This window comes from Rubinisphaera italica (assembly GCF_007859715.1).
GTDB lineage: Bacteria > Planctomycetota > Planctomycetia > Planctomycetales > Planctomycetaceae > Rubinisphaera > Rubinisphaera italica.
The window spans coordinates 4,637,728-4,650,046 of sequence record NZ_SJPG01000001.1 but is presented as its reverse complement, the minus strand read 5'-3'; the positions used below and the strand labels follow the sequence as shown (position 1 = coordinate 4,650,046).

At 47.4% G+C, this 12,319-nt stretch carries 9 protein-coding genes (1 of these 9 cut by a window edge); 4 read left to right on the top strand and 5 right to left on the bottom strand.

What is annotated here, in order from left to right:
- Positions 1 to 360 precede the first annotated feature (360 nt).
- The 3 genes from Pan54_RS17550 (at position 361) to Pan54_RS17540 (ending at position 5,921) form a co-directional block, all read left to right on the top strand.
- Entirely contained in the window at positions 361 to 1,584 is a 1,224-nt protein-coding gene (locus Pan54_RS17550) for a peptidase MA family metallohydrolase (protein WP_146504714.1), read from the top strand.
- 505 nt (positions 1,585 to 2,089) lie between these two features.
- A complete protein-coding gene (locus Pan54_RS17545; RefSeq protein WP_146504713.1) occupies positions 2,090 to 3,499 on the top strand; it encodes a protein kinase domain-containing protein in 1,410 nt (469 codons plus the stop codon).
- Positions 3,500 to 3,656: 157 nt separating this feature from the next.
- A complete protein-coding gene (locus tag Pan54_RS17540) occupies positions 3,657 to 5,921 on the top strand; it encodes a serine/threonine protein kinase (RefSeq protein ID WP_165441831.1) in 2,265 nt (754 codons plus the stop codon).
- Here Pan54_RS17540 and Pan54_RS17535 read toward each other — a convergent pair.
- From Pan54_RS17535 to Pan54_RS17515, 5 genes are all read right to left on the bottom strand, one after another.
- Complete coding sequence (locus Pan54_RS17535) at positions 5,912 to 6,898, bottom strand: IS30 family transposase (protein WP_165441826.1); 987 nt, start codon at positions 6,896 to 6,898, stop codon at positions 5,912 to 5,914. The two genes, Pan54_RS17540 and Pan54_RS17535, sit on opposite strands and share 10 nt — an antisense overlap.
- 445 nt (positions 6,899 to 7,343) lie before the next feature.
- A complete protein-coding gene (locus Pan54_RS17530; protein ID WP_146504711.1) occupies positions 7,344 to 8,021 on the bottom strand; it encodes a DUF1963 domain-containing protein in 678 nt (225 codons plus the stop codon).
- Positions 8,018 to 8,371, bottom strand: a complete 354-nt coding sequence (locus tag Pan54_RS17525) for a hypothetical protein (protein ID WP_146504710.1) — start codon at positions 8,369 to 8,371, stop codon at positions 8,018 to 8,020. Before Pan54_RS17525 ends, Pan54_RS17530 begins: the two co-directional genes overlap by 4 nt.
- On the bottom strand, positions 8,368 to 9,690 hold the full coding sequence (locus Pan54_RS17520; protein WP_146504709.1) for a HEAT repeat domain-containing protein: 1,323 nt from the start codon (positions 9,688 to 9,690) through the stop codon (positions 8,368 to 8,370). The genes Pan54_RS17525 and Pan54_RS17520 overlap by 4 nt, the downstream gene beginning before the upstream one ends.
- An 850-nt stretch (positions 9,691 to 10,540) precedes the next feature.
- Positions 10,541 to 10,861 carry a DUF7716 domain-containing protein gene (locus tag Pan54_RS17515; RefSeq protein ID WP_146504708.1) on the bottom strand — a complete coding sequence of 107 codons (321 nt, stop codon included), beginning with the start codon at positions 10,859 to 10,861 and terminating at the stop codon, positions 10,541 to 10,543.
- A 541-nt stretch (positions 10,862 to 11,402) separates the two neighbouring features.
- On the opposite strand from Pan54_RS17515, the gene Pan54_RS17510 reads away from it, so the two are divergent.
- Positions 11,403 to 12,319 carry the 5' portion of an SH3 domain-containing protein gene (locus Pan54_RS17510; protein ID WP_146504707.1) on the top strand. Its footprint extends 772 nt past the window's final position, so 917 of the gene's 1,689 nt are visible here — the first part of the coding sequence; it begins with the start codon at positions 11,403 to 11,405; its stop codon lies off the right edge, out of view.

The window sequence follows — 12,319 nt, the reverse complement described above, 5'->3', positions numbered from 1 at the left end:
ACTGAAAAATTATCGGGCGTTCTTTGACTGCTGGAAAATCGAGTCAAGATCAGTCCCGGAAAAAGTTGGGGAGGTTCTGGCACGGGTGTTGCATAATTGATCTCTCGTTACGGCATTCTTCGGAATGATTGGAACATGCCGCGGGGTCCGGGGGGATCAAACGGTGAACATAGGGGACGAAGGAATGGAATTCCTTCGGGACATAAATCGATCGTAAGCATTACCAGAGCATATTCAAAAATTATCTGCAGCGTTCGGCAGGAGCAAACACAACGTTATTAGCTCCTTTGGTGCCCAGGCGACTGCAGAAACCATTTGAAAATGGACTGTAATGTTCAAAATCAAAAAGGATACCAGAGCATGGAAGCTCGTGTATTTGCCGCTCGCGTTACGCTCACTGTTTGTGCCGGACTGTTCGCGAATCAGTTGCAACTCCAGGCCGCATCCTATCGGACTGCGAATTTTGTGGTCGAAGCACCAACCCAGCAATTTGCAGAACGGGTAGGACAGGAAGCCGAGCGTTTCCGAAAAGAACTCTCGGAAATGTGGGCTGGCAAGAACCTGCCAAACTGGTCTGCTCCCTGCCCGATTCGCTGTAAAGTTGGACAAATTGGAGCGGGCGGAGCCACGACATTCAATTTCCAGAACGGCGAAGTGCTCGGCTGGCGGATGAATATTCAGGGCACCGAAGAGCGGATTCTCGATTCCGTTCTACCTCACGAAATTACTCACACCATTCTGGCCTGTATTTTCCGACGTCCCCTACCCCGCTGGGCCGATGAAGGCATGTCGACTCTGATCGAACACGAATCCGAACGCCGTCGTCAGACACGCTTGCTTGACGATGTGATGCGGGGCGGCAAGAAAATTCCTCTGCAGTCACTCCTCGGCATGACCGAATATCCTTCTGACATGCGGGATGTGATGAAACTGTATGCTCAAGGATACTCACTGACTGACTATCTGGTTCAGCAGGGTGGCCGTCGTACTTTCCTGGCGTTCCTGCAGGATGCTCATCGCAAAGGAAACTGGGATCATGCCTTGAGTGCTCATTATGGGGTGAACTCCGTCGGACAACTCGAACAGAAGTGGGACAGCTGGGTGATTGCCGGCAGCCCTTCATTGAACCTGCCTGAAGGTAATCAACTGGCATTGAATGAAAATCGAATCCCGGAAGGAACCGTTGTTCGTGGACAATCACCTGACCTGAATGCCCCTGCAACCTCGGCTCCAAGCCCGATTGTCTCTCAGAATGTCGCGACCAATTCTGCTCCTGAACGCAATCATCAAATGGCCCAACTCGATTCCGCCCCGGCTTACAACGCCACAAACCGGACTGCTCAACCGGCTCGTGAAGAGACCACCATGGCCGGAAGCTATCAAACTTCCCGCTCACGCAGTGAACTCACCCAGCCAATTTATGTACGAACCGTCAACCACGCCGGCACCATCGCCGACCGCAAAGACCGTAGCCCACTCGTGTTGACGCGTGAAGGCTTCACCGCTCCGCAGACGCCACTGCGTTCATTTGACACGGTGAATCCATTCGGGGGAATTGGAAAGTCGGATCCGTTCACACCGTAACCGTATAATGAAACCGCCAAGACGCCAAGGACGCGAAGAGTACTATATGACTCTTCGCGTTTTTTTGTGATGTAAACCAGTAATGGGACACAGCGATTTCAGAGGCATTCCTTTGGTAGAATCGCCTCTTGTGACTTCGTCACACCGGTAGCCGCTTTGCGTCAACCGGTGCCACCCGCGAAAAGGAGTGATGCTATTCGTGAAACTCTCCACATTAATGAGTCATAATCAAATGAATAAATTCTCATTGAAAGTGCTCTTCTGTAGATCCAACCACACGTCGCGAGAATTGGTACGTGGATGTTTCTTCGATGGTTTGGTGGATTCGTTGTTTAGACGACAGCCCGAGAAACAGTTGAGTTCAATGAGTAGGAATTGATAATTTGAGTCGAGCTTAATTATCATTCAGGAATAAAGCTCGGGATTAGACAAAAAATCATCACGAAGTACTTTTCTCTAAATCGCACTTCAATCAGACACTTTAGTAATAGCTTATTGCTGTCTCATGAACGATTCCATAGAACTGCACATTGAAGAAGGGCCTTTGATGGGAAAGGCTTTCCAGATTGAGCAACACGACATTCTTATCTGCGGACGCAGTAAAAAAGACTGCCACATTGCATTACCCAAAGATGGTTACATCTCACGGCATCATTTCTTGATGGAAGTAAATCCTCCTTTGGTGCAGATTCGAGATCTGGGAAGCAGAAATGGAACTTATATCAATGGAGTGAAATACGGAGGTCGAACAAAAGGGGAGTCAATTGCTGAGGCAGCGGCAAAAACCTACGCCACTGTGGAATTACAGAATGGGGATCGCTTACGGGTCGGAAAAACGGTCATCCATGTCACGATTAATACTGCTCCGAAAATAGTGCAGCCAGAAAAAGTTCACTCAGATACGGTGAAAATGAAGTTTGCAAGCTGTTCCACTTGCGGTATTCAAATCCCTGTGATGGCTGCTGAAATGGTATCTGCTGGTCAGTTCCAGTGTGAAAGCTGTCAGGCAATAAAAGCACAACGTTTTGACGAGATCAGAAGCCAGATCACTTCCGATCGCTCTGATGAAAATGCGGTGTTCCCTCAAGTCAGTGGTTTCCAGATTAATGAACGATTGGGAAAAGGAGGCATGGGAGAAGTCTACCTGGCCACCAGCCTGGAGAACTGTAGTCCTGTTGCCATTAAAACATTTCACACGATGCAGGAGAATCTTAAATCGAAATCCATTGCCCAGGAGTTTGTTCGTGAGTGTGAAATCCTGGACAGCCTACGTCATCCAAACATCGTCCAGTTTTATGACGTCGGTATGGAGAGCTCATTCATTTATTGTGTGATGGAATACTGCAACCATGGAAGTTTGGACAATTATCATTCAGAGAATAAAGATTTCTCGTCTCCAGTAAACATGGCCGAGATATTCATCGAACTGCTGGATGCCCTGCATTACGCCCACCAGAGTGGGTATATCCATCGAGACATTAAGCCTGAGAACATTCTGATACAAAAGGAACAAAACAAGGCGGTTCCCAAATTGAGCGACTTTGGGCTTTCTAAAAACTACCAGACGGCCGGATTTTCCGGGTTAACTGTGACAGGATCTTTCTCAGGAACACTCGATTATATGCCGAGGGAGCAGCTGACTAATTACAAGTACCTGAATCCCGTTAGTGACTTATGGAGTTTGGCAGCCAGTTATTATTATCTGGTCACAGGGTGTTACCCTCGGCCCAGAAACGAGGGAGACGACCCTCTGGAAATCATTCTTACCAAAGATGCGATTCCCATCCGCGAGAAATCATTAAGTGTGCCATCAGCCATTGCAGAGGTCATTGACAAAGCTTTAGCAACTCAACCCGAGGATCGCTATCAGGATGCCTCCGAAATGCTGGATGCTTTGACTCAAGCAATTCAATAAGCCAAAATAGCTGCGATACATATGTTCTCGACTATAGGACTTTGATCTCGTGCCAAATAAGAAGTTGCAGTGCCCCAACAAGACTTGTGGAAAGACTTTCGTTGTAGACGACACTCAGATGGGAAGGTCAGCAAGGTGCAAAGCGTGTAACACCAGCATGCTGATCACTGCAGAAGGCGCAATTTCCACTGACAAACGCCTATCTAGTATTTTGAAATCGAATTCGTCACCCGGCGAATCTTCCATCTCCAAATCACCAAAGAGAATCGGTCGCTTTGAGATTCTCAAGAAGCTGGGAGCAGGTGGATTTGGGATTGTATATCTGGCTTTCGATTCGGTTCTAGATCGAGAAGTTGCACTGAAATTACCTCACAATGAGTTACTGCAGAATTCAAAATCCGCAAAACGTTTTTTGAGAGAAGCGAAAACTTCAGCTCGATTAACGCATCCGAATATTGTGCAGGTTTATGATGCAGGCCAGGTGGAGGATAATTTCTTTATCGCTTCACGCTTTGTGAAGGGAGTTTCTCTTGACGAGTATGTCAGCCAGAGAGGAGCACTGGAGGCAGGAGAGGCAGCTGCGATCGTCAGAAAACTCGCTGAAGCGGTTCATTATGCTCACTCATGCGGAATTATTCATCGGGATATCAAACCTCACAACATCATGATCGATGAGCAGGGAGAGCCCTATTTGATGGATTTTGGTCTGGCCCGCTTCGAAACCGACGAAGATAAAATCACAAAGGCAGGAGCATTGATTGGTACGCCAGCCTATATGTCACCAGAGCAGGCGAGTCCGAAAAATTCAGAAGAGGTCGGACCGCTTTCAGATCAATATAGTCTGGGGGCAGTCCTCTATGAGTTATTAACAGGCCAAGCCCCTTTTTCCGGACCTGTGGAAGTTGTGCTCTACAATGTGATATCAGTAGAACCGGAGCCGATAGCAAAACTGGCTACTCATATCCCATTGGATTTGCAGACCATCTGTGCCAAGGCAATGTGTAAGGAGGCGGGCCAACGCTTCGAGAACTGTCAGGAATTTACTGATGATTTGGAGCGACTACTGGATGATCGTCCCATAACTGCCAGACGGGTTGGAAAATTGGAAAAAGCTTTCCGCTGGTTAAAACGTAACCCGCTTGTGGGAGGATTAACAATTGCCGTGCTACTCGTGACCACCATTGGTTTCATTATCTCAAGCTCTCTATTGCATTACTCATTATCTCAAAAAGAAGCTGCTGAAGACGCATTGGAGAAAGTAATCCAGGAGCAGGAGAACACAGAACAGCAAAGGCAAATAGCGGCTTTGGAAACAAAAAGAGCTGAGGAACAAGCAGAACGTGTGAGCATATTATCTAGTGAACAGCAAGTACTTAGCTACCGTAGTTTTATCCGGCAAGCTTACAAGAGTTTGCAGGAAGGTGACCTTCAGTATGCAAATAATTTGCTCAGGCAATGTCGGGAGGATTTGAGAAAATGGGAATGGTATTTTCTCATCAATCTACTCAATCAAAAAGAAGAGACACCTGTAATTCGTTTTTCTCCTGATCGTGTTGAGCGTTATAATACTGGAATCAACCTATTTGAATTTGGGAATACTAGTGATTTAATATATGCGCTACAGGGATACACAGGGAATTTATATTCTGCGTCAACAGATCGTATAAACACAATTAATAAATTGGCAACAATTGAATTTGATTGGTCAAAAGTAAATCCAAACAATAATATTTATACTCAAAGAAATTACCCTTCTAATATTTTTCTTTCTTCTTATTATAGCCCGAATACACATAAATTGTATCTCATGTGTAACAATGTGGTGTCTCGGCCTGGAAGTGGTCCTTACAATGAAAATGCAATGCCGTTAATTGTATATGATTTCAATGGGAAAGGGTATGATTATGTGTTTTTAGAGGGGAGTGTGAGGTTAATTGGGAATGCAGTTCTCGTCGATGAAGAAAATGGAGTTATTGATATTTGGAGTGGGTCAATTGAAAAACGCTCCCGGGGACCAATGGCTTCTGTGAACATAAAAGATCTATCGAAGACACCTTATGAAGAGGGGGGGATTGAGGGTGTGCCTCTTTATTCTTCTGATACCCATAAGCCATATTTTATTGAGGCGCATACTGATGGAAATGTCGAGACCTTAATTGTTCATCGTGGAATCTCAGCGTTCAACGACACTTATGAGTTAAGTGTAGAGGTACCAGGCCGAGTGTTATGTGCTGCTATTTCTGATAAGAACCAAATATTGTATCTTGGGACTATTGAAGGGACTATTTTTAAGTACAGACTCGCGACTACAGAGCACGAAAAGCATAGAGCGCTAGAGCGATGGCCTGATGCGCATTTCGACGATGTTCTAGAGGTGGCTTTGTCTGCAGATGGCACAAGGATGGGGTGGATTCAATTTTGAAATGCACGGGTTTTGGGTTCGAACAGTTCGTGTGGTGATTTGAATTGGTACTTTTTGCGAGGCCGGTTGTTCAACTCCATCACAGCCGCTTGAATATCCTCGGCTTTCAGTTTACGGAAATCGCTCCCCTTCAGGAAGTATTGCCGCAGAAGCCCGTTGGTGTTCTCATTCTGGCCGCGTTGCCACGGCTGGCGAGCCGGAGCAAAATAGATCGCACAATGCAGGGCTTGCTCCAACTCTCGATGACCCGAAAACTCACTCCCGTTGTCCGTCGTCAAAGTTCGAATCAATGACGATGGCAACCCCTCAAACGCAAACACCGAAGCCGCGTTCAACGTCGATGCTTTCTTGTCCGGCAGATAGCTCGCCACAAGATAGCCGGTCTTGCGTTCGACATGCGTGACAATGTAGCCGGTCCCCTTTTGACCCTCGATGGTATCCGATTCCCAGTGCCCGATCCGCGAACGATTGCGTGCAGAAACCGGTCGCTGATCCATTGGCTTTTTGGTCGGGTCGCATCGTCTGGAGATCCCTGTGCCGTAGCGTTTGCGGCGTTTCTTTCTCGATTGACGCAGCTGCCTGTAGATGTTGCCGCCCTGCTTTTTGTTTGCTTTGATCCAGGCGTAAATCGTCTCAATGGATATTCGCATTCTGGCCTCCCGAGGATGCAGTCGCAAGAGTTGACCTGCAATCTGTTCCGGCGACCACTTGAGAGACAACTTATCGAGCAGGAATTCTTTGAGCGGAGCGTGGTTGAGTTTCCAGGGGAGTTTGCAGAGTTGTCGACGCCGTCGCGCTTTGCGGTCGGCTTTCCCGGCGAAATACTTCCCGGTCGCATCCGAATTCCGCCGCAGTTCTCGGGAGATCGTGCTGGGGTCTCGGGATAACTCGCGCGCAATTTCTATTCGAGAGTGTCCCAGGGCGTGCATGTGCGCTATGGAATCACGTTCCTCAGCAGTAAGATGCGTGTGTGACATTCGTGATTTCTTCTTAGTAGGATTGATGGTCGTTTGGTCAAAACAAACCATCTCACGAATGTCACTCTTTTTCCATCAACCCGTGCATTTCAAAATTGAATCCACCTATTTCTCGTGTGTCAATGATAATAGTGTCGTAATTGCCAAAGTCTACAAATTGACAGATGTGGTGGCAAAGCGGATACCAGTGCAGCGAAGTCACTAGACCATTTTCAAATGGTATCTGCAGTCGCTTGGGCCTCAAATGTCCTGAAAACGCTGTGTTTGCTCCTGCCGGATGCTGCAGGTAATTATTCAATATGCGCTAGAAGCTATCTCCAGGGACGCGTCTGGGCCATACAGTTCTTTTGACCAACACAGGGTGGCCCAACCGACTTCTGTCGGTTGGGTGCTCAAAGCACAAAACGCTCCACCATTCGCAATCCATGTCTATTGACTATCAATTTCATCCACATGCTGCTTCCACTGAAATCTCTCCATTCTTACTCAAATACAATGTGAACTCTCCCATGTCACCGATCATGAGACAGTTTTTCTTGTCATGAATCCCGTCTTCTCTAGGTCTAAGGTGCATTGGAGCCTCTTCATTGACCCAGGGCCATTTGGTTTTAGCACTGACTTGGATGGAAGTAAGTTGGCAAAGATAATCTGGCGGAGTGGTCCGTTGAATTTCTTGAGAGTGATAGGGCACTCCCCCAATTTTCGTCGCCCAGTAAACGGGGAGCATCCAGGTACGAACCCGACTTACTTCGTCATAGGAGTCATATGCGGCGTCCCATTTGGACGGCACATCTACAGTTCGAAATCGAACACCCCAGGCAGTAGTAAATTCAAAAGCATGAGTCGGCTCTGGCATGTCCGAGGCAGTCAAAATATCTTCATCTCGTTCATCGGCTGATACCCAGATGAATCGTAGCTTCTCCATATCAGCGGTAAGAACCGCCTCCTGATCCGCGACGAAAACCAGTAATAAGTCGCCAGGTAACTCTCGAGACACAGTCTGTCCCGTAAGATTGCGACTGTCACGAAAATCAAATTGACAAAGAAATTGTGTAACCGTGTCATTGACCTTTGGCCATGGAATTCGCTTTGGGAGAAAAGGTGTGCCTCCCACACGAGTCATACGGAGATTGGGCGGCTTGCCCTTACCCCAGACAAAACATCACAGGGAACTGCTTTTGGATCTTCAATACCATGCCAATGTCGCAATTGTTCCCAGGAGATTAAATCGCTTGCACTACCAATATTGTAAACATCTGATTTTATGTCCGGGTAATAGCTTTCCAGTGCATCAAAATCAACGACAGGATGCACTCCCAGACCTGCGCGAATAAAGGGAGCAATAGGCATGTTTTCAAATCCCAAAATGATTTTTCTGCGGAACACAGCCAGGCGGGTGGCCCCGATTGATTCCTTAGGGGCGGCACAACCGCGAGATGTAGATTTGTAATACGATATGTTTTCAATGGTCAACTCTCCAACCAATCATGCAACTGTTCGAAAAGCGTTTTATCAATTTGCGATCCTACTTTATTAATCGCTTGTTCAATCGCTTGCTGTTCCGAATCCGAAGGACGAGTAAAAACTTTGTTACAACGAGGTGGCGAAAACCAAGCTTCGATGAAATTTTCAGCCTGTTCCTCAGTAGAGCGGTCTCCACAATCCAATGATCTGATAAGCCAGGGAATACTTCGCCATTTTGACATCTCGAATATCAATTCAATCGCATTTTTTCGAACATGAGGGCGGCAATCCTGCTTGATGATCGCCAATAATCGGCTCCCATCGATCATATGAAGATATTCCTGCAACTGTCGCTTCACTTCTCGAACAACTTGAGGGCTGTCATCCTGGAACCTATCGATAAGTTCCTCCAGGACCGATACACCTCCAAGTTTGGCAAAGGCTCGAAGAGCAGTCCTTCTGTGGTAGGGAATCTTGGCATCGAGATAAAGACGGACGGTTGGAAGGTCTGATGAATCCCCAGTTTCACCCAACCCGGCCAGTGCTGCTACATAATCTGGTCGCATATTTAATGCTTCCCGATAGATTTGTGCCGAATTCAAAAAACCGAGTTTTCGTAATTGAAACTGCGCCAGTTCTCGAATTGAAGCATTGTGGTCAAGCAAAGCCTCGGTCCATATTTCCTGTTCAGATTCAGGAAATTCATTCGCTTCCAGACGAAATCCCACCCTTCTAATTGGCATGAAAGGATCTTGTTTGATTTGGATCAGTCGTTCTTTTAAGTTTTCACCTGAATCGATCGAGTGCACTTCTCTGGCACACCAGATACGCAGAACTGTGTCTTCAGAGGTTAATCCCTGTTCTATAATCTGCCTACGATGATCACCGGGAAGATTGAGGGACAGTTTGACGACATTCCTGCGAACTGCACGACCTGAAGCCTGAATGACCCCTGTCAATATCTCTCGACATTCTGGTTGGAGGAGCATCTCAATGATCTGTTCTACGACAGATACATGGTCGTGGCGACCAAGTTCAAGCAAATGCACCACCAAGGGTAAGTTACGAACGAAGTGTGGTAGGTATTCCTCTTTGAGCCGGTCTCTGATAGCAGAAATTGCTTCTGTGCTGATCGGCTCAACCCAATCATTCTGTCGAATCAGGAGATATGGTAACTCGCTGCCATCATGGATTCTGGTGAGAAGCCGAATCGCTTCATGTCTGACATAACCATTCCGGTGAAAACTCGCCAACCCAAGAATTGAGGAACGGCACAATTCATCTGCAACAAGAGTATCGATCTGTGTTGGTTTTAGAGTATTCCACATACGCGGCATACACCACGAAGCAAACTGAACTTCGCACTTTAGGAGTTCTTCAGATGAGACCGATGTCAGGAGCCTGTGAATTGCAAGGCAGTTCGCGACCTTTAACTTTCGAGATCTCCCAAAAAGAAATCGAACCAGATATGGCACCAAATAGGGAACATCATCACATTCACTCTGAGCAGCAATTTGTTCGATAAGGGAGATGGTCTTCTCAATTTTCTTGCTGGCTCCCACGAGGTTTTGCTGCTCAGAGAATCGATAAAGTTCTTGAAGTAAATGTTGTAGTCGATTCGATAGCATGAAACTGTAACCGATGAAAAATTGAGACTTTTTGTGATTTCAAATCATGACACTTGAAAGTTTATAGAGTTCGTAGAAGGGATGGACCAAACGCATGTTTCTGACAGGATGAGCCAGAAGCAGGGTGTCCCAACAGACTCCTGTCTGTTGGGTGCTGAAAGCACAAGATGTCCCACCATTCGCTCTCTTAGTCGATTGAACAGCAAATACTTCCTGGGAGGCGGCAAGTTCGATCGTCTTTTGCATGACGAGAACGTGACGAAGTGGATCTGTTTCTCATCGTAGACTCTGCGTTTGAACGATGTCTGGCTTTTTGGGTTGAGGAATATCCAATAAAATCAGAAACCGCAGGATAAGTACATCTTCTCACTTCGCGACCCAACCGACAAATTCGATCGGGCCACCCGCCCGGCCTATCAGGAAGTAGCTCAACACCGCTTCCGAGGGGTGTCTACCATGGACTGATCGTTGAGGGAGTGTGACACAAATTGGACGGGTAACACCGGAGGGTGGCTGCCAACCAACTTGTGAACGGCGCTACTAAAACAAGTTAGTTCAAGCAGATAAATGCATCATTTAGGACATAGTGATTCAGTGCTTTAAGTTTATCGTCAGCCGTACACTCAGGTTTCTGCTGGTTTAAATTAGATAAAATTTCTTGAACCGTATTAATTCCAAGCACATAAACCATACCGTTTTCAGAGGGAAATACAGGTGTTTCTTGACCGTCATCAACCACATCATCTGGATCGTAAACGATTGCGGGTGTATTCAAAGTAAACGCAGTATTTATAGGTAAGTATAATGCATCGCTCCATTGAAACTCACCCGCAACATCTAACACATCCGAAAGCCTCATAATTTCGTCCATTAGGTTATGCCCCATAATCAATAACTTTCATTCCAGTCACGGGTGGCCCAACCGACTTTGTCGGTTGGGTGCTGAAAGCACAAGATGTCCCACCATTCGCTCTCAATTTATATTGAACACGAAATTCATCTTCTGTACAAAAGTTGTTATCGATGCAACAAAGTCAAAAGAAGTTAATTCCCAAGTCTCTCCTTAATCAAAAAATCTTGCAAACAAAATCCCCTACCCAATCTCCAACCGGACCCCCATCCGTGAAAATTCGTGCCCATCCGTGGTTCAAAAAGTCACACAACCCTACCCAAAAACCCAACCCATCCTCCCCATCTTGGCGTCTTGGCGGTTCCCCCACCCCCACGAAATTGTAATTTCTACCCGTCTCGGCTCTTTTCCAGGCCATCTTGAATCGTTTTTCTAATTTCGGGTAAGTTTCCGAAAATTCCTCTCGGGATTGTCGTGGCTGGATTTCCATTCAGCAGGCGGCTTTCCCTCTGCGACTCTGCACGATTCCCTTTCGTTTAAAAAATCTCAGGAGCCTGGTCTTATGTGCCCAGCACGTCCGCGATTCTGTCATTCCAACACCCTGCGGCTGCTTTGCAGTTCGATTTGTCTTGTGATTGGCCTCTCCACCAACGCCTTCGCTGGGATGCAATTCCCCTATGAGGCCCAAACCAACACCGCCGATGTCGCCGTCCACAGCGGCCCCGGCAGTCGGTTTTATCTCACTGGAGCCCTGAAAAAAGGCGAAAAAGTCCAGGTTCACCGCCACGATCCCGGCGGCTGGTACATGATTGTCCCCCCCGATGGGAGCTACAGTCTCGTCCGAGCCGAGTACGTCAAAAAAGAAGGCGGCGGCAGCGGCGTGGTTGCGGAAAATAACGTCATCGTCCGCGTCGGCAGCCAACTCAGCGATCATCACGAAGTCGAACAGCGTCGGCTCATGAAGGGCGACAAAGTTCGCATCCTCGGCGAAGAACAGATCGAAGATCGCGGCCGCGTCGTCAGCATGTTCAAAGTCGAACCCCCTCGCGGCGAGTTCCGCTGGGTCAAGGGCGACTACCTCATCCCGGTCGACAGCAACCTGCGAAAAGAACACGACACCAACCCCTTCGCCTACCCTTCCAACGGCATCGAACTCGAAATGAAAGATCCTGTCGAGCGCAAACCGGTCGACAGGTATCCGGTCGCTGAAAAGAAATCGGCTCATTTTGTGGTCGATTCCCAGGAAAAAGCGATGCGGGTCGATCGGCCTGATGAGCAGTGGTCGCATGAAACCGGCGTCGTCGCCAACAATGTCGACCTCAAAGCGATCGAAAAAGATCGCGATATCCTCGATGCCCTCGATCATAACTTCCGACACATGATTGATCAGGATATCTCTCAGTGGAAGCTCAACGATTTACGGCACGACTACCAGAAACTGCAGAAAAACACGAAAATCGATGCCATCGCCAGCCAGGT